Source organism: Motiliproteus coralliicola, from assembly GCF_003345655.1.
GTDB lineage: Bacteria > Pseudomonadota > Gammaproteobacteria > Pseudomonadales > Balneatricaceae > Motiliproteus > Motiliproteus coralliicola.
Window position 1 is genome coordinate 312,225 of the sequence record NZ_QQOH01000005.1, and the last position, 24,037, is coordinate 336,261.

Sequence of the window (24,037 nt, forward strand, 5' to 3'; positions counted from 1 at the left end):
AACGAGATAAATTGATGGTCAAGGGCATAAAACAATCGGGTAGGAATCAACAGGGTGTAACTCTGATAGAACTGATGATCGCGGTGGTAATTGTCGGGATTATCGGTGCAGTTGCTTACCCGTCCTATGTCGAGTTTGTAAACAAGTCGCGCCGTGCCGATGCGATGGCGGCGTTGCAGTCCTTTGCCGGGGCAATGGAACGACACTTTACGGTCAACAGTAGTTATTGCGGAGCGGGTACCGATGCAACTGCTTCCTGCGGGGCAAGTTCGGGTGGGGATCCAACTATTTTTCCAACTGAAGCGCCCCTCGATGGAGCGGAAAAATATTACGAGCTGGATATTTCTGTCGCTTCGGACACAAGCTTCACTCTGACGGCAACGCCTATAGGTGCTCAGACAGGAGATACTTGCGGCACTTTGTCAATACAGCATACGGGCGCGAGGCTTCCTGCCGGAGGGGACTGTTGGCCCTAAGTTCTCCTATATCCTGACTAGGGTAAAACAACAGCTATACTTCCCAGTCACTGTTTATGGATGAACAGGGGAAGAGCGATGAGCAGGAAGCTCGTTTCACGGCACCCTTGGGTGCCGTTGTTGTTTGTGCAGGTTGGGATCACTCTACCTGAAATGGTGGTGACGCTGGCTATAGTCGGCATTCTTAGCACCGCCGGTGTCAACAGTTTTGAACAGTTGGTGGTGCAGTCCGAGGTCGATGAGCTGTCCGAGCGGATGCGGACTGCGCTGGCGATGGCGCGCTCGGAAGCTATTACTCGTGGACAGCGGGCGGTACTCTGCCGGTTAAATAATTCCGGCGATGGATGCGCCGGTATGGTATCGGACGAGAAACTGTCCTGGCGTCATGGATGGATGCTGTTTATCGATCAGAATCGGGACCGGCAGTTTGCAGCCGATGATGGCGATCAGTTATTGCGCATATTTGCGCCGATTAATCCCCAGTTAGAGCTACGTTGGAACCGGGGTGATTATGTCGGTTACCAGGGATCAGGCGCCTTAGGATCGCTCAATGGTACCTTTTGCGTCGGTCATCGTAATCATCCAGACAGCTATCAGCAGGAACTGATTCTTCCCTATAGCGGGCGCTTAAGAACCGCAGCGGTGACCTGTCGATATGATCTTTTTTTGGATCCAGAGTGATCGGGGTATGGCGATTATCCAGGGCTTCGTTTTGCCGCGGCGGTTATAGGCCCCATCAAGGTTTTTATTTTGGCGCTTGAGCTAATTTGGCTGCTGGCCTATCTTGGTCGCCCTATCGATTCTGCAGTCTAAGTAAGTCGAATTAAGAATATCAGCGTAAGGGGTGGGCGATGAGCCGGGATAGCATTGCGGATGTAGTCATTGTCGGTGCAGGCGTGATGGGGCTGATGGCAGCCCGTGAGTTGGCTGCCGCCGGCTCAAGAGTCATCTTACTGGAGCGTGGAGAGGCAGCCCGGGAAGCCTCTTGGGCTGGTGGTGGCATTGTTTCACCGCTCTATCCCTGGCGCTACCTTGATCCGATTACGGCCTTAGCGAGCTGGTCCCAAGGCCGCTATCTCGAGCTGGCCCGAGAGTTGGAGCGTGAGACCGGCTTGAGTCCTGAGCTGCGACAGAAAGGTTTGTTAATGCTGTCGGTTGATGATGAGGCCGAGGCATTGCGCTGGGCCGATCGGCACCAGCGCCCTTTGACGCGGATCGGTGCCGACAAGATTCGTGCACTGGAGCCTCATATTCGGATCGAACGCGAACAGGGGCTGTGGATGCCCGAGGTCGCCAGCATCCGCAACCCCAGGCTGGGGCGGGCGTTACGCCGTTCAATCGAGCTGAATCCTTCAATCGAGCTGGTTAGTAATGCCGAAGTGACGCGTTTTGACTTGAACCAGGGCCGAGTCGATGCGGTCGAGACCATGCAAGGCCGTTTTCGGGCCGGACAGTTTCTGGTCTGTGGCGGAGCCTGGAGCGGTGGGTTGATGGAGACGCTGGGGCTGATGTTGGCGGTTGAGCCGGTTAAAGGACAGATGCTGCTGTTCAACAACCCGCAGCACGATGCTTCCGCACCGTTGCTGGATCGGGTTGTGTTGGCCGATGGCCGCTACCTGATTCCGCGCGAGGATGGCCGGATACTGGTGGGTAGTACGCTTGAGCGGGTGGGTTTTGATAAGCAGACCAGTATCGAGGCCCGCGAGAGTCTGTACCAGTCGGCGTTGTCTATGTTGCCAGCCTTGCAGGACTGTACGGTTGAAGCGCAATGGGCCGGTTTACGGCCTGGTAGCCCGGATGGGGTGCCCTACATTGGTGCGGCTGAGGGAATGGAGAACCTGTTCCTTAATGCCGGCCATTTCCGCAACGGGTTGGTGTTGGCACCGGCATCCTGCCGTTTGATTGCGGATTTGATGCTGGGTCGGACGCCGGAGATAGATCCGGCACCCTACCGTTGGTCGTTGCTGCCGTAACAGCGGTTGAGCCGACCGATCAATCGTAGATGGTCGGAATCGGTTTGCGCTTGTGCTGGGTTCTCAAATAAATCGCAGTGATCTTGTCGGCGACCTCGTCGCTGACCTCCCGTCCTTCGAGGTAGTCATCGATATCGTCGTAACTGACTCCCAATGCCAGCTCATCGGCCTTCTGGGGCTCCAGGCATTCCAGATCGGCGGTGGGGGTTTTATGCACCAGAGATTCGGGCGCGCCCATCGCTTGGGCCAGTTGGCGGACTTGGCGCTTGCTCAGTCCGAACAGCGGGGCCAGATCGCAAGCGCCGTCGCCGAATTTGGTGTAGAAACCGGTGATATTTTCAGCCGAATGGTCGGTTCCTAGTACCAGACCACCCAGTAGGCCTGCGATATGGTATTGAGCCACCATTCGAGCACGGGCTTTGACATTCCCCTTGGAAAAATCAACGGTGGCGTCGGAGGCGTTCAATAAGCCCTGTTCCTGCAGCCCGGCTAGGGTCTCCTCGTGAATGCCCTCCACGCCAAGCTTCACATTGACGGTAACGCTACGGTTGGGACGGATAAAAGCTAACGCGTTTTGTGCATCATGCTCATCCGCCTGTACGCCGTAAGGAAGACGTACGGCAATAAACTGATAGCTCTCGGTCTGCTGCTCTTGATTGAGCTGTTCCACGGCCAGCTGTGCCAGTCGGCCGCAGGTGGATGAATCGACCCCGCCGCTGATCCCCAAAACCAGATGGTTAAGCCCCGACAGGGTCAGTCTTGTCTTGATAAAGTCGACCCGCCGTTGGATCTCGGTGGATGGATCGATCTGGGGCTGGACTTTCATTTCGGCGATAATCGCCTGCATCTGCTCAATGGTGGCTTGTCGGTCCATGGGGGACGGGCTCCTTCGTGTGGCTACCAGGCTGCATGTTCGCAGCCTAGATCAAGAGTTCAGGCGTTACTCGAGTTCCAGCCCCGGGTAGTCGGGGAAGTTCTGGTCCAGCACACTCTGGGCGTTGTCGGCCAACTCGGTTAATCCCAGTTGGTTATAGCCGGCCACCATAATGGCCAGGGCATCGGCGGTGGACAGGGTCTGGGGGAAGTTTTCGATCACATAGCGTCCGCGGTTGGTGGCCGCCACATAGGCGCCGCGTTTGATGTAGTAGCGCGCCACGTGGATCTCATAACTAGCCAGCTGATTGCGTAGGTAAATCATCCGCTTGCGGGCATCCGGTGCGTATTGGCTGTTAGGCCAGCGGTTCAGCAGGGTAGAGAAGTCTTCGAACGAATCACGTGCTGCGCCGGGGTCCCGCTGGGATGTGTCGGTGGGCAGGAAGCGGTTCAGGACGCTCTGATCCTCAACGTAACGCGTCAAGCCTCGCAAGTAGTAGGCGTAATCGAGGTTCTCATGCTGGGGGTGCAGGCGGATAAAACGATCCGCTGCGGCGATCGCCGCTCCGGCTTTGTTGTGCTTGTGGTAAGCCCAGATTAGCTCAAGTTGAGCCTGTTCGGAATAACGGCCGAACGGGTAGCGGGACTCCAGCTTTTCCAGTTTCTCAATCGCGATCTCGTAATTGAGATCGGTCAGTGCCTGGCTGGCCTCTTTCCATAATTGCGGTTCGGGAATATCCGGTTCTGCCTGCTCGCCGAAGATCGAGCAGGCGCCGAGCAGGGCGGATAGGCTGAGGATCAGTGTCAGTTTGACGAAAGGCTTCATCGTCTAAGTCTCTGTAGGGTGGTTTCACTGCCGTGCGACCAGTTGTTTTGAGCCGCTCGCGGGTGCCGGATTCGGTTATACTGGGCGAATTATTTAACCACAGCGGCTCGGTAAACCCAAACTTGGGGAGCCTGGCCGGCAACGATGTTTTGAAGGCTTTTGATGACTCAACAAATTCACCTTAATGCGCAAGTGCCCGATGAGCTGGGCGGTTCGCGATTGGACCAGGCGGTTGCCCAGATGTTTCCCGAGCACTCTCGGTCAAGGCTGCAGGGGTGGATTAAAAATGGCGAGCTCAAAGTTGATGGTAAGCAGCTTCGACCTCGAGACAAACTGCTGGGTGGCGAGCAGGTTGAGATCTGCGCTGAGGCCCAATCGGAAGAACGTTGGCTGCCGGAGGATATCGCCCTGGATGTGGTCTACGAAGATGATCAGATTCTGGTGCTGAACAAGCCAGCCGGATTGGTGGTGCATCCGGCCGCCGGTCACCATGACGGTACTTTGCTCAATGCCCTGCTGCACCATTGTCCGGATATCGCTGCTGTGCCGCGGGCTGGGATTGTGCACCGGTTGGATAAGGACACCACCGGCCTGATGGTGGTCGCCAAGACCTTGGAGGCGCAGACCGATCTGGTAGCTCAGCTGCAGGAGCGCTCGATGGGGCGTGAATATGAGGCGGTGGTTTGTGGTGTGATGACCGGTGGCGGCTGCGTCGATGAACCGATGGGACGCCACCCCAAACAACGTCAAAAGATGGCGGTCCACCCGATGGGTAAGGAAGCGATTACTCACTACCGGGTGCTGCACAAGTTCCGCGGTCACACCCATATCCGGCTGAAGCTGGAGACCGGACGGACCCACCAGATCCGGGTTCATATGGCCCACCTTCACTATCCGTTGATCGGCGACCCTCTCTACGGTGGCCGTACCCGTCAACCCAAGGGGATCAGCCACGAACTGCAGGACTGTCTGCGTCTGTTTAAACGCCAGGCGCTGCATGCCAAACGGCTGGAACTGTTTCATCCGACCACCGGTGACCAGTTGGAGTGGGAGGTCGACCTTCCCGACGATATGCTGAGCCTGCTGGCCGAGCTGCAGCAGGATGCGGTCGACTTGGAGACGCTCTGATGACGTTATCGCTGATCATTCCGGATTGGCCGGCACCGAAGCGGGTCCGGGCATTGTCTACCACCCGAGTCGGGGGGCAGAGTGAAGCGCCCTACGACAGCTTCAATCTGGGTGATCATGTCAGCGATCAATCGGAGGCGGTTGCGGCCAACCGGAGGTTGCTGCAACAACAGTTGGGGCCGCAGGTGGCCTGTCAGTGGCTGCGCCAGGTTCATGGTATCAAGGTGGCCAGGCTGGATGGTGCTGGCGACGTGATTGAGGCCGATGCTTCCTGCACTGACGCCGCCGGTGTTGCTTGCCTGGTGATGACCGCCGACTGCCTGCCGGTGCTGTTTTGCGATCGGGAGGGTAGTCGGGTTGCTGCTGCCCATGCCGGATGGCGGGGGTTGTGCGATGGTGTGCTGGAAGCGACTATCGATGCGATGCAGCTGGAGCCGGCACAGCTGATGTGTTGGTTGGGTCCGGCAATTGGCCCCGAAGCCTTCGAGGTTGGCGCTGAAGTCCGTGACGCCTTTATAGCCCACCAGCCCCAAGCGGCGGCTGCTTTTGAGGCTTCAGGAAACAGCGATCGTTGGCTGGCCGATCTGTATCAGTTAGCAAGACTGCGTCTCGCCAGGGCAGGAGTAAGTGCTGTGTACGGTGGCGGTGAATGTACTTACTCGAATCCGCAACACTTCTTCTCCTACCGTCGTGATGGCCAGACCGGTCGGATGGCATCGCTGATCTGGCTGCAGGATTAATCCCAAACCTTTGGTTGATTAATTTTTACTTATGTCTTGTTCCGTCAGAACTTGAACTTCGTCCAATAGCCCTTATCTCTGTAAGGAACCTGCAACAGGATTAGGGAGCCTGTAAGTAGGTGTTAGTCATGTTCTGCAATACCTGATCTTTGCAGAATCTAGGCGCTGGATGCAGCAAATGGTTATCCCTTTGCAAAGCCAGCAACGACGTAGCTGTGAAGATCAGGTTTGCCCGTAGGGGCATCCAGCTTGATTCGCACTCTGCGTTGCGGCTTCAAGTAAGGTCTCGACATTACTAAGAAACCGCGCCTAAATTGCGAATCAAGCTGGAAGCCAGAATCACACTAACACCTGCTTACAGGCTCCCCATGAAACTTCCGAAGGTGGTTGCCGCCAGTCGGGACCGCCAGGGTGATAGATAGGCCCTCAAGGAAGTTGTCGAACTCTGCTATTGAGGATCTGTTATGCGAATCGATCGATTGACCAGCAAACTACAGGAAGCCATCGCCGAGGCGCAATCGCTGGCGGTTGGCCGTGATCATCCGGTTATCGAACCGGTACATCTGGCGTACAAACTGTTGGAACAAAAGGGAGGCAGCGTCAAACCGCTGTTGGCCCAGGCCGGATTTAATGTTCAACAACTGCGCCAGGGGATGGAACAGCAGCTGGCGGCGCTACCCTCGGTTCAACATCCCAACGGTGACGTCGGTATGTCGCCCAATCTGGGGCGCATTTTCAACCTAGCCGATAAATACGCGCAGCAGCGAAACGATCAATATATCTCCAGCGAACTGGTGATGCTGGCATCGCTGGAAGACAAAGGCGAACTGGGTAAATTACTGCGCGAAGCCGGCGGTAGCGCCGATAGTCTGAAGACAGCCATCGACGCCGTACGGGGCGGAGAGAGTGTTTCCGACCCAAACGCCGAAGAGAGTCGACAGGCGCTGGATCGCTTCACCATCAACCTGACCGAGCGCGCCGCCGACGGCAAGCTGGACCCGGTGATCGGTCGTGATGATGAGATTCGTCGCACCATCCAGGTGTTGCAGCGCCGGACCAAGAACAACCCGGTGCTGATCGGAGAACCGGGGGTCGGTAAGACCGCGATTATCGAAGGGCTGGCTCAGCGCATCATCAATGGCGAAGTTCCCGAAGGCCTGAAAGGCAAGCAGGTACTGTCGCTGGATATGGGCGCGCTGATCGCCGGTGCCAAATACCGGGGTGAGTTCGAAGAGCGCCTTAAAGCCGTGCTGAACGAGCTGGCCAAGCAGGAAGGGCAGATCATCCTGTTTATCGATGAGCTGCACACCATGGTCGGTGCCGGTAAGTCGGAAGGCTCGATGGACGCCGGTAATATGCTCAAGCCAGCCTTGGCTCGTGGTGAGTTGCACTGTGTTGGCGCCACCACGCTGGATGAGTACCGCCAGTACATCGAGAAAGATGCTGCGTTGGAGCGTCGGTTCCAGAAGGTGCTGGTGGTGGAGCCTTGCGTCGAGGATACCGTGGCGATTCTGCGTGGGTTGAAAGAGCGCTACGAGCTCCATCACGGCGTTGATATCGTCGACTCGGCGATCATCGCCGCCTGCCGTTTGTCCCATCGTTATATCACTGACCGACAGTTGCCGGACAAGGCGATCGATCTGATCGATGAAGCCGCCAGCCGGATTCGGATGGAGATGGACTCCAAGCCCGAAGCGATGGACAGGTTGGAGCGCAAACTGATCCAGCTGAAGATCGAGCGTGAGGCGCTGAAGAAAGAGAAAGACAGTGCGGCGAGAAAACACCTGCAGGAGCTGGAAGCCCAGATCGACCGGGTCGAACGCGAGTTTTCCGATCTGGATGAGGTCTGGAAGACCGAGAAGGCGGCCCTGCAAGGCTCACAACAGGTCAAGGAGCAGCTCGATCAGGCCCGCCAGGATATGGAGGTTGCTCGTCGCGAAGCCAACCTAGCACGGATGTCGGAACTGCAATACGGCGTGATTCCGGAGCTGGAAAAGCAGCTCGATATGGCCAGCCAGGCCGAAATGTGCGAATCAACCAACACGTTGCTGCGCAATAAGGTCTCCGAGGAGGAGGTCGCCGAGGTGGTCTCCAAGTGGACCGGGATTCCGGTGACCAAGATGCTCGAAGGTGAGCGCGAAAAGCTGTTGCGGATGGAAGAGGCGCTACATCAGCGGGTGGTCGGCCAGGGTGAAGCCGTGGTGGCGGTGTCCAATGCGGTGCGTCGATCCCGGGCCGGCTTGGCCGATCCGAATCGGCCCAACGGCTCGTTCCTGTTCCTGGGCCCGACCGGGGTCGGTAAGACCGAGCTGTGCAAGGCGTTGGCGACCTTCCTGTTTGATACCGAAGAGGCGATGGTTCGGATCGATATGTCCGAATTTATGGAGAAGCACTCGGTGGCGCGGCTGATCGGTGCGCCTCCGGGCTATGTCGGTTATGAAGAGGGGGGCTATCTGACCGAAGCGGTTCGACGCCGTCCCTACTCGGTACTGCTGCTGGACGAGGTCGAGAAGGCCCATCCGGATGTATTCAACGTGTTGCTGCAGGTGCTGGAAGATGGCCGCCTGACAGATGGTCAGGGTCGTACGGTCGATTTCCGCAACACCGTGGTGGTGATGACCTCGAACTTGGGCTCGGATGTGATCCAGGGCTACGATTCTGACGATCAGTACCAGCAGATGAAGGACACCGTGATGGAGGTGGTCGGGCTGCATTTTCGGCCCGAGTTCATCAACCGGATCGACGAAGTGGTGGTGTTCCACCCGCTGGGCCGGGATCAGGTTCGCGGTATCGCCCAGATCCAGTTGCAGCGTCTTTGTGAACGGTTGCAGGACCGGGAGTTGAGTCTAGAACTTCAGGATTCGGCCTTCGATACCCTGCTCGAAGCCGGATTCGATCCGGTTTATGGCGCACGACCGTTGAAACGGGCGATCCAGCGCTATATTGAGAACCCGTTGGCCGAGGCGATTCTAGGCGGCGAGTTCGAGCCGGGCGCGACCATCAAGGCTGAACTGGATGATGACAAGATCGTATTCCGCAATGGCTAATTGCTGAGCGGGTTTCAGGCAATAAAAAACGCGGCCTTGGCCGCGTTTTTGGGTTCTGACTGCCGTCTCAGTAAAGCGCCTTCTCATCCCGAACCACTTCTTTGAGCAGTTCGATAAACAGGGTGTCAGCATCACTGTGCTGTTGTGGAATTTTCACATTGGTGGTGCTGGAGATCTGCTCGGCGATCTGCTGGTCAGCATCGTCTTCGTCGATCAGTTCACGGGCGATGTTAAGGCAGTGCGGTACGATTTCCGGCTCAACCAGAACTTTCTTAATGAAGGTCCGCAGCTCTTCGATAGTGCGGTCGCGGTTGCGAATCTCGATGGCGCTCATGGTGGCTCCTTGAAAGCGTCTTTTCTGCAACTATAAATCATTTCTTCCTAGCTGCGAACCAGCCAGCGCGAAGCGGCCGGCTTGTACGGCTATCGGTTGATCAGAATATATTCAAGAAATCTACTGTTGGGCTATTGCCGCAATGCGGTATAGCTGGCATGATGGCGCCTCTGTTTAGGCAGTAGCGTCAAGTACCCTTGGCGTTACCGAAGTAGGCCATACCGGGCTTATTTTCACTCAACTCCGTAGCGGAAGACGCACCGTCCCGTTACACACCCTGAACGACCTGTGCCGAACACCCTGTTCGGTCACGTTTAAGCCCGGTAGTTGCTGTTTAGTTGTTGATGCAACAGGTCGGGTGTTGAGCGTGATGGTCGTGTATCCATACACGAATCTTTTATTCGGTAGCCCCAATCCCAGGTGGGCTGCGAAAGATTTGAGGGTGAAACAGTGGAGTTACTTTCCGGCGCTGACATGGTTGCCCGTTTCCTGAAGGACGAAGGTGTTGAATACATCTACGGCTATCCGGGAGGCGCGCTGCTGCACATCTACGATGCTCTGTTCCAACAGGATGCGGTTGAGCATGTTCTGGTCCGTCACGAACAGGCCGCAACCCATATGGCCGATGCCTACGCGCGTGCCACCGGTAAGCCGGGGGTGGTGCTGGTGACCTCGGGACCGGGTGCAACCAATGCCGTGACCGGTATCGCCACCGCTTACATGGACTCCGTTCCAATGGTGGTTATCTCCGGCCAGGTCATGAGCCACCTGATTGGTGAGGACGCGTTCCAAGAGTGCGACATGATGGGTGTCACCCGTCCGATCGTGAAGCACAACCTCAGCGTCAAGTCGCCCGAAGAGATTCCGATGATTTTGAAGAAGGCGTTTTATATCGCTTCTTCCGGTCGTCCGGGGCCGGTTGTGGTCGACATCCCGAAGGATATGACCACACCGACCGATCGCTTTGAATACGTTTACCCGAAGTCGGTCAAGCTGCGTTCCTACAATCCGGTCAGCCGCGGTCACAGTGGCCAGATCAAGAAGGCGGTCGACCTGCTGATGAACGCCAAGCGTCCGGTCATCCTGGCCGGCGGCGGGGTAATCTCTGCCAATGCGTCTGAAGAGCTGATCGAGCTGGCTCAGCACCTGAACTACCCGGTCATCAATACCCTGATGGGGTTGGGCGCCTATCCGGGTACCGATCGTCAGTTCCTGGGTATGCCGGGGATGCACGGTAGCGTCGAGGCCAATATGGTGATGCACCATGCCGACCTAATTCTGAACCTGGGTTCGCGACTGGATGACCGGATCACCAATGCGACCGAGAAGTTCTGCCCCACCGCCAAGCTGATCCATGTCGACATCGATCCGTCATCGATCTCCAAGACCGTCGCCGCTGACGTGCCGATCGTTGGTCCGCTGGAGTCGGTACTGGGCGAGATCCTGAAGCAGGTTAAGGCCAGCACCATCGAGACTGATGCTGAGTCCCATGACAGCTGGTGGCAGCAGATCGAGGAGTGGCGTGGTCGTCATGGCGGGCGTTTCCGCACCGACGATTCTGAACTGCTCAAGCCCCAGGCGGTGGTTGAAGCGCTTTGCGATGTCACCAACGGCGACGCTTACGTCTGTTCCGATGTGGGGCAGCATCAGATGTTTGCGGCCCAATACTACAAGTTCAACAAGCCGCGCCGCTGGATCAACTCCGGTGGCCTGGGCACCATGGGCTTCGGTCTGCCGGCCGCGATGGGAGTTAAGCTGAACTTCCCTGATGACGATGTTATCTGTATCACCGGTGAGGGTTCGATTCAGATGAATATCCAGGAGCTGTCGACCTGTCTGCAGTACAACCTGCCGGTCAAGATCATCTGTCTGAACAACCAGTCACTGGGGATGGTTCGTCAGTGGCAGGATATGAACTACGAGAGCCGTCACTCGCAGTCCTACATGAAATCACTGCCGGACTTCACCAAGCTGGTCGAGTCCTACGGTCATGTCGGCATGGAAGTTCGTAAGCCTGAAGAGCTGCAAGCCACCTTGGATAAGGCCTTCGCGATGAAAGATAAGCTGGTGTTCGTCAACGTTTATGTTGATCCGTTCGAGCACGTTTATCCGATGCAGGTGCCGCGCGGTTCAATGCGTGACATGTGGCTGAACAAGACCGAGAGAACCTAAGCATGAGACATATTATTTCCGTCCTGATGGAGAACGAAGCCGGTGCACTGTCTCGTGTTGTTGGCCTGTTTTCACAGCGTAACTACAACATCGAATCTCTGACTGTCGCGCCGACCGAAGACCCGACCCTGTCACGTCTGACGCTGACCACGGTCGGTAATGATCGAGTAATCGAGCAGATCACCAAGCAGCTCAATAAGCTGATCGAGGTGGTCAAACTGGTCGACCTGACCGAGGGTGATCATATCGAGCGTGAGCTGATGCTGATCAAGGTGAAGGCGTTGGGTTCACAGCGCGCCGAGGTGATCCGCAATGTCGAGATCTTCCGTGGCCAGGTGATCGACGTCACCAGTTCGGTCTACACGGTGCAGCTAACTGGCTCTAGCGATAAGTTGGATGCATTTATTAATGTAATCGACACCACCAATGTGCTGGAAGTCGTCCGCACGGGTGTATCGGGTATCTCACGTGGTGAGAAGGTGCTGAGCTTGTAAGCTCCGCGTAGAACAGCAGAGTTAAAATACCCGCTTAGGCGGGTATTTTTTTACGTTTTTTTATTGATCCAGCTCAGGTGTTTTGGGGTTTGATCGAGGAAATGATTTAAATCAGAGACCAAGGTGAGAGTGCTGGCTAGCCTTGTGCTGGATTCTTACCGGGGCTGTACTAGATTGAATCTGATGATGGTATCGGCACGAAGCCGTTGATGGATGTACGAAGAGGATAGGACTATGGGGCTGCTGAAGCACCTGTCGATGAAAAACAAGTTGATCGTGATGCTGTTGCTGCCATTGGTATTGGCGATCTACTTCCTGGCAGTCGCGATGATCGACAGCTGGAAAATGAGCCAGTCGATGGCGAAGATTCAACTCCTGTCCGATGTGGCGGTGGATGCCAGTAACCTGGTGCATGAACTCCAGAAGGAGCGTGGTCTGACCGCCGGTTTCCTAGGTTCTAAAGGCGAGCGTCTTGGTTCAGAGTTGCGTCAACAGCGGGCGTTGGCAGATACCCGTGTTAAAGCCTATACCGAGCGAGTGGCTGGCTTGGACCGCTCTTCGTTGTGGCCTGAGTTGCTGCAGCAGTTGGATGCCATCGATAAGCGGATCAAAAATCTGGGTCCGTTGCGCCAGAAGATCTCCGCCCTGAAGATTCCGGGGCCTGAGGCGATTGGGCAGTTTACTGCGGGTAATGCCGATATTCTGCAGGTGGTATCGCTGCTGGCGCTGGAGGCCGACGATATCGAAGTGGCCAACCGGGCCAATGCGTATTACTACTTCCTGCAGGGTAAGGAGCGCGCCGGTGTTGAACGCGCGGTGCTCAGTAATACCTTTGCCCGAAATCGTTTTCCTTCTGGCCTGAAGACCCGCTTTATCAATCTGCTGGCTGAACAGGAAACCTACCAGCGTACCTTTACCGAATTTGCTGAGCCCGAGGACAGTGCGTTGTTGGGGCAGATCATCAAGGGTGAATCGGTCGATGAAGTAAACCGGATGCGTCAGATCGCTCTGGACCGTGAGCACAGTTTTGATACCGAAGCCGGCTACTGGTTCAAGATGGCCACCGCCCGGATCAACCTGCTCAAGCAGGTTGAAAATGAGCTGGCATCTCGATTCCAGGCCGATACTGTGGCTCGCAGCGACAGCGCCAAGAGCAGCCTGATTATCCTGTCGATCGTTGCCTTGGTGGCACTGCTCGTCACACTGCTGCTGAGTGTGGTGATCTATCGCTTGATCATCCGGCAACTACGGACACTGACTGCAGCGATGCGCCAGATTGAAGAAAATTCCGATCTGAGTGCCCGTGCCGAAGTCATTACCAATGACGGTCTTGGTCGGGTGGCCGGCAGCTTCAACGGTATGATGGATAATTTGTCAGGATTGGTGAATCAGGTCCGATCTGCCAGTGAGCAGTTGGTCGGTCAGGTGCAGCAGGTGCAGCAGGTGTCCGAAGATGTCGAGCGGGAAGTACAGGATGGCTTGTCGCAAGCGGCGATGGTGGCGGCAGCGACCAACGAGATGGGGGCGTCGATTCGAGAGGTGGCGCAAAACTGTGCCAACGCATCCGACAAGGCTCAGCAGGCCAATGTTTCGGTAGAGCAGGGCGAAGCGATCTCGCAGCAGGCCAAAGAAGCGATTAACTCCTTGAATCAGGATATCCATAAGGCGACCGAAGTGATTCAGCGGGTGGCAGCCGACAGCGAGGAGATCGGTGGCGTATTGGACGTGATCCGCGGCGTGGCAGAGCAGACCAACCTGCTGGCCTTGAATGCTGCGATCGAAGCGGCCCGTGCCGGTGAGCAGGGTCGTGGCTTTGCGGTGGTTGCCGATGAGGTCCGCAGTCTGGCACAGAAGACCCAGGAGTCGACCGAACAGATCAATACCATGATCGCTAAGTTACAGGATGGTAGTCGTTCCGCTGTGGCGGTGATGTCGGACAGCCAGGCCTGCGCCGACAAGACCATGGAGCAGTTTGAGCTCGAGGCTCAGGCACTGCAGCAGATCAGCGAGCAGATCGCGATGGTTAACGATATGAACCACCAGGTGGCGGCAGCGACCGAAGAGCAGTCGGCCACCGTCGAGGAGATCAATCAGAACCTATCGTCAATCCAGCAGCGCTATGAGCTGACCGCGGCCAGTGCCGGTAGCCTAGGGGATTCCAGCGATCAGATGGAGCGACTATCCGGCGATCTGCAGCAGCAGGTCAGCCGCTTTCAAAGCTGATCAACTCTCTTGCTAGATCAAACGGGCTCCTCAGGGAGCCCTTTTTTTATCTCTATTCCCGGTTGGTGGGCTCAAAATCAACAATTGATCTGTACAGAGGTTGATCTATAGCAGGTCAACGAATGGTCAGCTTGTTTACAATGTCGAACCCATAGCAGTCGCTTTAGCAGCGGATGCGGCCCGGACAGGGGGATGTCGTCCGACCCAGACTGCCTTCAAATAATAACGGGTTACCTGTGCCTGAAAAGGCGTGGTGTCTCAATAAGGAGTTCGGTATGGGGCTGCTCAGACGGCTGTCGATGCGCAATAAGCTGCTGTTGTTGTTGGTGATTCCTTCAACCGTGGCGCTGTTTTTCCTTGGTGTGACTTTACTATCCAGCTGGCAATCCAGTCAGACGATGCAGCGTGTGCAGCTGTTGTCGGGGGTGTCGGTAGCCGCCAGTAATCTGGTCCATGAGCTGCAAAAAGAGCGAGGCCTGACAGCGGCTTTTCTGGGCTCCAAAGGGACCCGTTTGAAGGCGGAGCTGGGGCAGCAGCGCAAACTGGCCGACCAGCGTCTGCAGGCCTATCAGCAAACTCTCGCTTCACTCAGTTTGGACAGTCTGTGGCCGGCCTTCCGGGATCAGCTCGCAGTGGTTGATACGCGGATCAAGGGTCTGAATCAGTTGCGCCAGAAGGTCAGTGGTCTGTCGATACCGGCCAAGCAGGCGATCGGTCAGTACACCCAGGGCAACGCCGAGATGCTGCAGCTGGTTTCACTGATGGCGATGCAGGCCGCAGATCCGCAGATTTCCAATCGGGCTAATGCCTATTACTACTTCCTGCAGGGCAAAGAGCGGGCCGGAATCGAGCGGGCCGTGTTGAGTAATACCTTTGCTCGGGACAGCTTCGGGGAGGGGATGAAACAGCGCTTTGTGACCCTGCTGGCGCAGCAGGATACCTACAGCCAGACCTTCACCGAATTTGCCGTACCCGACGATGCGGCGTTGTTGACGCAGTTGGTCAGCGGCCGTGCCGTGGATGAGGTTAACCGGTTACGCAAGGTGGCACTGTCGAGCGACAGTGGTTTCGAGACCGAAGCGGGGTACTGGTTCAAGATGGCGACCGAGCGGATCAATCTACTGAAGCAGGTTGAGGATACGTTGGCGGAGCGTTTAAAAACCAAGGTTGACCAGCGAGGGGCCGAAGAGCGGACCCATCTGATCTGGATGCTGGCGATTGCAGTTCTGGCTTCCTGCTTCAACCTGGGGCTGGTGTTTGCGATCTACTGGCTGATCACCCGTCAGCTCAACAGTCTGTCGGCGGCGATGAATCTGGTGGAAGACTCCGATCTGAGCGCCCGTGCCGAGCTGATCAGTCAGGATAGTCTTGGTCGACTGGCCGGCAGCTTCAACCAGATGATGGAAAAGCTATCGTCGCTGGTCTATCGGGTGCGTGATGCTAGTGGCCAGTTGGTTGATTCGGTCAATCAGGTTCAGCAGGTGGCCCATGATGTGGATACAGAGGTGCAGCAGGGGCTGGCCCAGACCGAGATGGTCGCTGCGGCCATGAACGAGATGGGCGCTTCGGTGCGCGAGGTGGCCGGGAGCTGTTCGGAAGCGTCCGGCAAGGCCAATCTGGCCAACGAGTCGGTCGGTGAGGGGCGTCAGGTATCGGAGCAGGCCAAGCAATCGATCGGAACCTTGTCGTCAGATATCGATCGTGCCAGTGGCGTTATTGAGCGTCTGGCTTCCAACAGTAACGAGATCAGTACCGTGCTGGATGTGATCCGTGGCGTGGCGGAGCAGACCAATCTGCTGGCGTTGAATGCAGCGATCGAGGCGGCTCGTGCCGGTGAGCAGGGGCGCGGCTTTGCTGTGGTTGCCGATGAGGTGCGTAGCCTAGCGCAGAAGACTCAGCAGTCGACCGAGCAGATCAATGCGATGATTGACAAGTTGCAGCAGGGCAGCCAGGATGCGGTCGATGTGATGGAGCAGAGTCAGGCTTGTGCAGGGACGACCATTGGCCAGTTTGAGCAACAGAGCGCGGCGTTGGAGGAGATTTCGACGCAGATAGTCCACGTCAATGACCTTAACCACCAGGTCGCGGCTGCGACCGAGCAGCAGACCGCCACGGTGGAGGAGATCAACCAGAGTATCAATGCGATTCAGCAGCGCTATCAGCAGACGGCCAGCAGCGCCTCGAGCTTGGGGGATGCCAGTAGCCAGATGCAGCTGTTGGCGGAATCCCTGCAGCAGGAGGTCAGTCAGTTTAAGGGTTGAGTCGTTGGAGAGCTGATCGCGCTTGAGGCGATAGTCAGGCAGCGGGCTCCGAATGGAACCCGCTGATAAAGCATCGAATGACGCTTAGTTGTTGGCGTGAAGCTCGTGGTTGAGTTCGATCGCCGACTTGTTGGTCTTCACTTCAATGCGGCCATTGACCGAATTGCGGCGGAACAGCAGATCAGACTTGCCGGCCAGCTGGCTGGCTTTAACTGTCTCGACGGCGTTGTTCTGATCGTCCAGGACGACAACCTTGGAGCCGCCGGTCACGTACAGGCCGGCTTCGACGGTGCAGCGATCGCCCAGCGGAATCCCCAGACCGGCGTTGGCGCCCAGCAGACAGCCTTCGCCGACGCTGATCACGACATCGTTACCACCGGACAGGGTACCCATGGTGGAGCAGCCGCCGCCCAGGTCAGAGCCCTTACCCACAACGACGCCGGCTGAGATCCGGCCTTCGACCATGCTGGTGCCTTTGGTGCCAGCGTTAAAGTTAACGAAACCTTCGTGCATGATGGTAGTGCCTTCGCCGATGTAGGCGCCCAGGCGTACCCGTGAGGTGGCGGCGATACGGGTGCCGGTCGGAACCACGTAGTTGGCCATCTTGGGGAATTTGTCCACCGAGTGTACATCGATCAGCTCACCGCGGGCGCGAGCTTCAAGCTGGCGCTGCGGCAGCTCGTCCAGTGCGATGGCACCCTGGTTGGTCCAGGCCACGTTGGGCAGCAGGCCGAACATGCCGCTCAGGTTGATGCTATGGGGCTCGACGATGCGGTGCGAGATCATCTGCAGCTTCAGGTAGGTCTCCGGCGTCGAGCTGGGTGCATCGTCGTCGGCCAGAATACAAAGAACCAGCGGCTGCTCGGAACCTTTCAGGGTCGCGGCGATGGCGGCCTGGTCCTCGGCATTGCGCTCGATGAATGCGGCTTCGACGGCGGCCAGTTTTTCCTGGTCCAGTTCGATCGCCTGGTTACCGCCTTCGTAGCCCAGTGTTTCGGTCAGGGCTTTGATCAGGTTGTTGCAGGGCTCATAAACAGGCTGGGCGTAGAATACCTCCAGCCACTCGCCCTTGGATGATTTGGTGCCGACCCCGAGGCCGAGGCAGAATGCGTTGCCGCTCATGATGATTCTCCGCTTGGAACAGGAATTCTGTTATGGGTAAAAAGGTTCAGTTAGAAATAGGTTTCGTAATCGGCTGCTTTAAAGCCGAGTTTGCGCTCACTGCCCAGATCCAGCAGTGGGCGCTTAATCATTGCCGGATATTCCAGCATCAGCACGATGGCTTGGTCGCGATCGACCGAGGCTTTGGTCTCCTCGGGCAGCTGACGCCAGGTGGTGCCGCGCTTATTCAGCAGCGCTTCCCAGCCTAGTTCGTCGCACCAGTTCTCGAGCCAGCTCTGTTCCAGCCCCTGCTTGCGATAATCGTGGAACTGGTACTCAACGCCGGCTTGGTCGAGCCATTTTTTGGCCTTCTTGATGGTATCGCAGTTGCTGATGCCGTAAAGGGTAACCATGGTTATTGTCCTTAAGCGCTAGATTTGGCTGGGTCGCGAAGACGACCGAATTACAGGTTGTCGACAAAACGCCGAATGCGCTCGGCCGCTTCAATACATTCATCCAGCTCTGCCACCAGCGCCATTCGAACCCGGTTGGCGCCAGGATTGCTACCGTCGATCGCACGTGACAGGTACGAGCCGGCCAGCACGGTAATGTGCTGCTGTGCAAACAGTTCGCGCGCAAAGGTCTCGTCGTCGACCGGGGTTTCGGCCCACAGGTAGAAACCTGCGTCGGGGCGTTGCACGTTCAGTACGCCGTCGAGACGACTCAGGACCGCGTCGAACTTGGCCCGGTATTGGTCGCGATTGGCCAGCACGTGGGCTTCGTCGTTCCAGGCAGCGATGCTGGCCAGTTGTGAATAGATCGGCATCGCGCAGCCGTGGTAGGTGCGATAGAGCAGGAACTGCTTCAGGATTTCGGCATCGCCGGCGACAAAGCCGGAGCGCAGTCCCGGCAGGTTGGAACGCTTGGACAGGCTGTGGAAAGCCAGGCAGCGACGGTAATCGTGCCGTCCCAGTTCGCTACAGGCTTGCAGCAGGCCGACCGGCGGCTGGTCTTCATCGAAATAGATCTCGGAATAGCACTCGTCGGCGGCAATGACAAAATCGTACTCGTCGGCCAGTTCGATCAAGTGCTTGAGCTGTTGCAACGGGATTACCGCCCCGGTTGGGTTGCCTGGCGAGCAGATAAACAGCAGTTGGCAGTTTTGCCAGACCTGCTCCGGAACGGCGTCGAAGTCGGGTAAGAATCCGTTTTCCGCTTGGCAGTTCAGGAAGTGGGGCGTGGCACCGGCCAGATACGCAGCGCCTTCGTAGATCTGGTAGAACGGATTCGGGCTGACCACCAGCGGTTGCTTGGCGCTGCGATCGACCAGTGCCTGGGTAATGGCAAACAGGGCTTCGCGGGTGCCGTTACAGGGCAGTACCTGGGTTTCCGGATCCAGTCCGCCGCTGAGTTTGAAGCGGCGCTCGGCCCATTCAGCGATCGCCTGGCGCAATTGAGGCAGGCCTTTGGTGGTCGGGTAGCCTGACAAGCGGTCGAGGTTGTCGCTGAGGGTGTCGCGGGCAAAATCCGGTGCCGGGTGCTTGGGCTCGCCGATCGACAGGGCGATATGGGCCAGCTCCGCGGGCGGAGTAATGCCTGACTTGAGCGCATTGAGGCGCTCAAACGGATAGGGTTGCAGTTTTTGCAGATCGGGGTTCATCGGCGCTCCGCTGAATCTATGCGTCTGGTCGGCCACTCGTCCGGTTGCATGCCGGGGATCAAGAGGGCCGCAAATTATAATGACGCACCCGGGGACTGACAAATCAGCCTAGGTGCGTGCTCTGGCCTTTAAAGCCCTCGATTTGACGGTCGAGCTCTTCGCAGATTCGTTGCTGCAGTTTTTCACTCAATACCGGATCGGTGATCGGCTGGCCATTCTGGTCGGTAATAAAGAACACGTCCTCGACCTTTTCACCGACGTTGACGATATGGGCTTTCTGCAGGTGGATATGCAGTTCCAGGAATACCTTACCCACCCGGGCCAGCAGGCCGGGGCGATCCGAGGTGTTTAGCTCCAGCGCGGTGAGGTGGCGGTCGCTGTCCGAGCTCAGGGTGACCTGGGCAGGCATGGAGAACAGTTTCAATTGTCTTGGGGTGCGGCGCTGGGCAATCGAGGGGTAGTCGTCCGGGTCGTCCAGTTCTTCGACCAGCGAGTTCTTGATCTTCAGAATAGTTTCCGGATCGTCGCCGATCGGCTGGTTGTCCTGATCCAGCACGATAAAGGTGTTGTAGCTGTAACCGTCATCGTTGGTGATGATGTCGGCGTCCTGAATGCTCAGATTGAGATGATCCAGCGCGGCGGCCGAGGCGGCAAACAGGCCTTCGTGGTCGCGGGCATAGATAAAGATTTTGGTGGCGCCTTCGTACAGTCGGGTGCTGGTTTCTTTGACCAGCACCAGCGGCTGATTGGGTTCGCTGTGGTTCAGAATTGCCTCGGTATGCCAGGCAATATCGGAGGCCTCTTCGCGCAGGAAGTATTCTTCTCCCAGGGTCGCCCACATGCATTCGGCGCTGTAATCGCTGATCCCCTCGTGGCGCAGCAGGTCGAGGGCTTCGCGCTGGACCTGCTCGATCAGGTCTTCTCGATTGACCGGATTCTCCAGGCCGCGGCGCAACACCTTCTTGGTCTCGACGTAAAGCTGGCGCATCAGCGAGGCGCGCCAGTTGTTCCAGAGGGTGTTGTTGGTGGCGCAGATATCGGCCACGGTCAGGGTGTAGAGGTAATCCAGATGGGTGATGTCGCGAACCCGCATGGCGAAATCATGGATCACCTCCGGATCGGAGATGTCCTTGCGCTGGGCGGTCATCGACATCAGCAGGTGGTTGCGCACCAGCCAGCAGACCAGATGGGTGTCCCATTTACCCAGGTGGTGGCGTTCGCAGAATAGCTTGGCATCGATGGCGCCGAGTTCGGAGTGATCACCGCCGCGTCCCTTGCCGATGTCGTGGTAAAGGCCGGCGACATAGAGCAGCGCCAGCTTCGGTAGTTGCCGGACAATCCGGTTGGCGATCGGGAATTTTTCCGCCTGGTCGCCATGGCGGAAGCGGCGCAGGTTGGTGATCACCTTTAGCGTGTGAGCGTCAACGGTATAGATGTGGAACAGGTCGTGTTGCATCTGACCGACGATTTTGCCGTACTCGGGTAGGTAGCGACCGAGAATGCCGTAACGGGTCATTCGGCGCAGTTCGGTGGTGACCCCTTCCGGGGAGCGCAGCAGCTCCATAAACAGGGTGGTGTTGCGGATGTCGTTGCGGAAGTCGTCATCAATCTGCTGGCGGGCCTCTCGCAATAGTCGCATGGTCGAGGCGCGCACGCCCTGGAGCTCGCTGTTCTGTGCTAGTAGAACAAACATCTCCATGATCGCGAACGGGGTCTGGGTATAGACCTGATCGTGGGTAACTTCGATATGGTCGCAACGAACCTGGAAACGTTTGTTCAGAGGGCGGATCTGTTGATTGTCCTCGTCCTCGAGCAGCGCCTCTTCAAAGTGCTGTAGCAGCATGTCGTTGAATTCGGCCAGGTACATCGCGATGCGATAGTACTTGCCCATAAACTGTTCGACCGCCAGCTTGCCCTCGATATCTTCATAGCCGAAGAACTGGGCCAGGGTGCGCTGGTGATCGAACAGCAAGCGGTTTTCGCAGCGATCGGTCAGCATGTGCAGCGCATAGCGTACCGTCCACAGATAGCGCTCGCCCTTGTCCAGCGCATCCAGCTCACTGTCGGTCAGAAAACCATGGTCGACCAGGTCGTGCAGATAGGTGGCGCCGAAGTGACGTTTGGCGACCCAGCCGACAGTCTGCAGGTCGCGCAGCCCGCCTGGCGAGTCCTTGATGTTGGGCTCGAGGTTGTATTCGGTGTCGTTGGTACGGTGGTGGCGCTTCTTCTGCTCCTCCACCTTGGCTTTGTAGAACTGCTGGCTTGACCAGATGCTGTCGGCGGTGACTCGCTGGTACATCTGTTCTCGCAGTTCCGAATCGCCGGTCAGGCAACGGGACTCGATCAGATTGGTGGCGACGGTAATATCCTTACCGGCCTCCTCGGCACACTGCTCGATGGTTCGAACGCTGCTGCCCACATCGAGGCTGATATCCCACAGAAAGGTCAGGAAACTCTCGATGCTGTCGCGGTGTTGCTCGGCGTTATCCTGTGCTAAAAGCAACAGCAGGTCGATATCGGAGTGGGGGTGTAGCTCGCCTCGGCCGTAACCGCCGACCGCCACCAGACTGATGGAGCCGTCTTCGGGCCAGCTGTATTGATTCCAGGCATGGCGCAGCAATTGATCCATCATCCAGGCGCGCCCATAGATCAGGGTGCGGATATCGGCGCCGTTTTTAAATCGCTGATTAAGGGTTTCCTGGCCCCGCTGCAGCGCCTGCTTGAACAGACTCAGAAATGAATCCGCCTCGGCCAGCTGCTGGAGGAACTGCTCGTTATCAAACAGGCTGGGGTCGGCGGCGAATTCATCGAGTTGGTCGGTCATGGGTCGGTGTGGCGCTCGCTGATGATGGGTTCGGGGGGTTAGAGCTTGCCCTGCTCCTCGTCCCTCAGGGTAAAGATCTCATAGCCGGTTTCGGTCACGACCAAGGTGTGCTCCCACTGGGCGGAGGGGCGTTTGTCGACGGTTTCGACGGTCCAGCCGTCGCGCTTGGACAGTTTGGTGTGGCGCTTGCCGGCGTTGATCATCGGCTCGATCGTGAACGTCATGCCGGCTTTGAGTTCCAGGCCGGTCCCTGGTCGACCGTAGTGCAGTACCTGGGGCTCTTCGTGGAACACTTCGCCGATGCCATGGCCGCAGTATTCACGAACAACCGAGTAGTGATTTTTCTCCGCATGCTGCTGGATCGCGTGGCCGATATCACCCAGACGAACTCCCGGCTTGACCATGCGGATACCCAGGTACAGGCACTCTTGGGCGATATCCACCAAACGCTGCATATGGGGTTGGATTTTTCCGACGAAGAACATCTTGCTGGTGTCGCCGTGGAAGCCATCTTTGATCACGGTGATATCGATGTTGATGATATCGCCCTGCTTGAGCGGCTTGTCATTGGGGATGCCGTGACAGACCACCTGGTTGATGGAGGTGCAGATCGACTTGGGGAAGCCGTTGTAGTTCAGCGGTGCTGGAATGGCATCTTGCTCATTGACGATATAGTCGTGGCAGATCTGATTGAGCTGGTTGGTGGTGACCCCCGGTTTGACATGGGGTTCGATCATCTCCAGAACTTCGGCCGCCAAGCGGCCGGCAACGCGCATTTTTTCAATCTGTTCCGGGGTTTTCAGGGTCACGGTCATAATGAGAACTCGTCGAATAGCTAAAGCAAGTAGGGCGGTTCAGCCACAAAGCCCAATATTGTACACACAAACGAGGGTTGTGGCAGATCGGACCATGGCTGTAGATGGACGTAAAACCTCAGTATCGACTTTCGATTTGCGGGCCGTTGTGGTATAAAGTCGCGCTGCCGCGCAAGGGGTGGTCTGTTTGCCCTTAATCCTATCGATTCTGCAGCGGTAGAAATGAAATATAACGTCGCACATATACCGACACGTCCCTCTGGGTGCCTGGTGAGTGATCACAGGGTTGAGAGATGGGGTATATGGAGGCCTAACCCAGACAATTCAGGAACAGATTAATGTCCAAAGTCTCTATGCGTGACCTGCTGAAAGCAGGCGCACACTTCGGTCACCAGACCCGCTACTGGAACCCGAAAATGGGTAAATACATTTTCGGTGCTCGCAACAAGATTCATATCATCAACCTGGAGCACACCGTTCCGGCTCTGAATGATGCGCTGTCTGTTATTCAGCGTCTGGCTGCCAACAAGAACAAGATTCTGTTCGTTGGTACCAAGCGTGCCGCCAGCAAGGTGATCAAGCAGGAAGCCGAACGCGCCGGTATGCCTTACGTCAACCACCGCTGGCTCGGTGGTATGCTGACCAACTACAAGACCATCCGTGCCTCCATCAAGCGTTTCCGTGATCTTGAGCAGCAGGCTGCAGACGGTACTTTCGAGCAGCTGACCAAGAAAGAAGCGCTGATGCGTACCCGTGAGATGGCCAAGCTGGAACGCTCCATCGGCGGTATCAAGGATATGGGCGGTCTGCCCGATGCGCTGTTCGTTGTTGATGTTGACCACGAGCGTATCGCAATCAACGAAGCCAACAAGCTGGGTATTCCGGTTATCGGCGTTGTTGATACCAACAGCAACCCGGACGGCGTTGATTATGTCATCCCGGGTAACGACGATGCGCTGCGCGCTATCCAGATCTACGTTAAGGCCGTTGCCGATTCGTGCCTGGAAGGTGGTAACGCCGTCGCTAGCGAGTTTGTTGAAGTAGAAGAGCAGGTCGACGTCGCGCAGTAAGCGGATGTTACCGGCCTGTC

General features: G+C 57.1%; 19 protein-coding genes. 11 read left to right on the forward strand and 8 right to left on the reverse strand.

The window, feature by feature from the left end; all coding sequences use genetic code 11:
• The first annotated feature begins 14 nt into the window (after positions 1 to 14).
• The 3 genes from DV711_RS17790 to thiO all read left to right on the forward strand — a co-directional run bounded on the left by DV711_RS17790 (position 15) and on the right by thiO (position 2,449).
• Positions 15 to 476, forward strand: a complete 462-nt coding sequence (locus DV711_RS17790; protein WP_114697076.1) for a type IV pilin protein — start codon at positions 15 to 17, stop codon at positions 474 to 476.
• Positions 477 to 554: 78 nt separating this feature from the next.
• A complete protein-coding gene (locus tag DV711_RS17795; RefSeq protein ID WP_165840164.1) occupies positions 555 to 1,157 on the forward strand; it encodes a GspH/FimT family pseudopilin in 603 nt (200 codons plus the stop codon).
• Positions 1,158 to 1,327: 170 nt separating this feature from the next.
• Entirely contained in the window at positions 1,328 to 2,449 is a 1,122-nt protein-coding gene (gene thiO, locus DV711_RS17800) for a glycine oxidase ThiO (protein ID WP_243633875.1), read from the forward strand.
• 19 nt (positions 2,450 to 2,468) lie between these two features.
• Here thiO and nadE read toward each other — a convergent pair whose 3' ends face one another.
• Entirely contained in the window at positions 2,469 to 3,323 is an 855-nt protein-coding gene (nadE, locus tag DV711_RS17805; RefSeq protein WP_279386526.1) for an ammonia-dependent NAD(+) synthetase, read from the reverse strand.
• 66 nt (positions 3,324 to 3,389) lie between these two features.
• Complete coding sequence (locus DV711_RS17810) at positions 3,390 to 4,148, reverse strand: outer membrane protein assembly factor BamD (protein ID WP_114697078.1); 759 nt, start codon at positions 4,146 to 4,148, stop codon at positions 3,390 to 3,392.
• A 162-nt stretch (positions 4,149 to 4,310) separates the two neighbouring features.
• Here DV711_RS17810 and rluD point away from each other — a divergent pair, with 162 nt between their 5' ends.
• From rluD to clpB, 3 genes are all read left to right on the forward strand, one after another.
• The gene (gene rluD / locus DV711_RS17815) at positions 4,311 to 5,276 is read left to right on the forward strand and encodes a 23S rRNA pseudouridine(1911/1915/1917) synthase RluD (protein ID WP_114697079.1); all 966 of its coding nucleotides are present in this window, start codon (positions 4,311 to 4,313) and stop codon (positions 5,274 to 5,276) included.
• Positions 5,276 to 6,016 (forward strand): peptidoglycan editing factor PgeF, encoded by a 741-nt coding sequence (gene pgeF, locus DV711_RS17820; RefSeq protein ID WP_114697080.1) that lies wholly within the window; start codon positions 5,276 to 5,278, stop codon positions 6,014 to 6,016. The genes rluD and pgeF overlap by 1 nt, the downstream gene beginning before the upstream one ends.
• Before the next feature lie 464 nt (positions 6,017 to 6,480).
• A complete protein-coding gene (clpB, locus tag DV711_RS17825) occupies positions 6,481 to 9,063 on the forward strand; it encodes an ATP-dependent chaperone ClpB (RefSeq protein WP_114697081.1) in 2,583 nt (860 codons plus the stop codon).
• A 67-nt stretch (positions 9,064 to 9,130) separates the two neighbouring features.
• Here the strand turns inward: clpB and DV711_RS17830 are convergent, their stop codons facing one another.
• Complete coding sequence (locus tag DV711_RS17830) at positions 9,131 to 9,397, reverse strand: hypothetical protein (protein WP_114697082.1); 267 nt, start codon at positions 9,395 to 9,397, stop codon at positions 9,131 to 9,133.
• Positions 9,398 to 9,847: 450 nt separating this feature from the next.
• Here DV711_RS17830 and DV711_RS17835 point away from each other — a divergent pair, with 450 nt between their 5' ends.
• The 4 genes from DV711_RS17835 (at position 9,848) to DV711_RS17850 (ending at position 16,547) form a co-directional block, all read left to right on the forward strand.
• Positions 9,848 to 11,569, forward strand: a complete 1,722-nt coding sequence (locus DV711_RS17835) for an acetolactate synthase 3 large subunit (RefSeq protein ID WP_114697083.1) — start codon at positions 9,848 to 9,850, stop codon at positions 11,567 to 11,569.
• 2 nt (positions 11,570 to 11,571) lie between these two features.
• On the forward strand, positions 11,572 to 12,063 hold the full coding sequence (gene ilvN, locus DV711_RS17840) for an acetolactate synthase small subunit (RefSeq protein WP_114697084.1): 492 nt from the start codon (positions 11,572 to 11,574) through the stop codon (positions 12,061 to 12,063).
• 234 nt (positions 12,064 to 12,297) lie between these two features.
• The gene (locus tag DV711_RS17845) at positions 12,298 to 14,286 is read left to right on the forward strand and encodes a methyl-accepting chemotaxis protein (RefSeq protein WP_165840161.1); all 1,989 of its coding nucleotides are present in this window, start codon (positions 12,298 to 12,300) and stop codon (positions 14,284 to 14,286) included.
• A 275-nt stretch (positions 14,287 to 14,561) separates the two neighbouring features.
• Complete coding sequence (locus DV711_RS17850) at positions 14,562 to 16,547, forward strand: methyl-accepting chemotaxis protein (protein WP_165840162.1); 1,986 nt, start codon at positions 14,562 to 14,564, stop codon at positions 16,545 to 16,547.
• Positions 16,548 to 16,631: 84 nt separating this feature from the next.
• Here the strand turns inward: DV711_RS17850 and dapD are convergent, their stop codons facing one another.
• The 5 genes from dapD to map form a co-directional block, all read right to left on the reverse strand.
• On the reverse strand, positions 16,632 to 17,669 hold the full coding sequence (gene dapD / locus DV711_RS17855) for a 2,3,4,5-tetrahydropyridine-2,6-dicarboxylate N-succinyltransferase (protein WP_114697087.1): 1,038 nt from the start codon (positions 17,667 to 17,669) through the stop codon (positions 16,632 to 16,634).
• Positions 17,670 to 17,719: 50 nt separating this feature from the next.
• The gene (locus DV711_RS17860) at positions 17,720 to 18,061 is read right to left on the reverse strand and encodes an ArsC family reductase (protein ID WP_114697088.1); all 342 of its coding nucleotides are present in this window, start codon (positions 18,059 to 18,061) and stop codon (positions 17,720 to 17,722) included.
• A 50-nt stretch (positions 18,062 to 18,111) separates the two neighbouring features.
• Positions 18,112 to 19,308 (reverse strand): succinyldiaminopimelate transaminase, encoded by a 1,197-nt coding sequence (gene dapC / locus DV711_RS17865; protein ID WP_114697089.1) that lies wholly within the window; start codon positions 19,306 to 19,308, stop codon positions 18,112 to 18,114.
• A 103-nt stretch (positions 19,309 to 19,411) separates the two neighbouring features.
• Positions 19,412 to 22,132, reverse strand: a complete 2,721-nt coding sequence (locus DV711_RS17870; RefSeq protein WP_114697090.1) for a [protein-PII] uridylyltransferase — start codon at positions 22,130 to 22,132, stop codon at positions 19,412 to 19,414.
• A 38-nt stretch (positions 22,133 to 22,170) separates the two neighbouring features.
• The gene (gene map, locus DV711_RS17875) at positions 22,171 to 22,947 is read right to left on the reverse strand and encodes a type I methionyl aminopeptidase (protein WP_114697091.1); all 777 of its coding nucleotides are present in this window, start codon (positions 22,945 to 22,947) and stop codon (positions 22,171 to 22,173) included.
• Between the two features lie 338 nt (positions 22,948 to 23,285).
• Between map and rpsB the strand changes: the two genes are divergently transcribed.
• A complete protein-coding gene (gene rpsB / locus DV711_RS17880) occupies positions 23,286 to 24,017 on the forward strand; it encodes a 30S ribosomal protein S2 (protein WP_114697092.1) in 732 nt (243 codons plus the stop codon).
• The last annotated feature ends 20 nt before the right edge of the window (positions 24,018 to 24,037 follow it).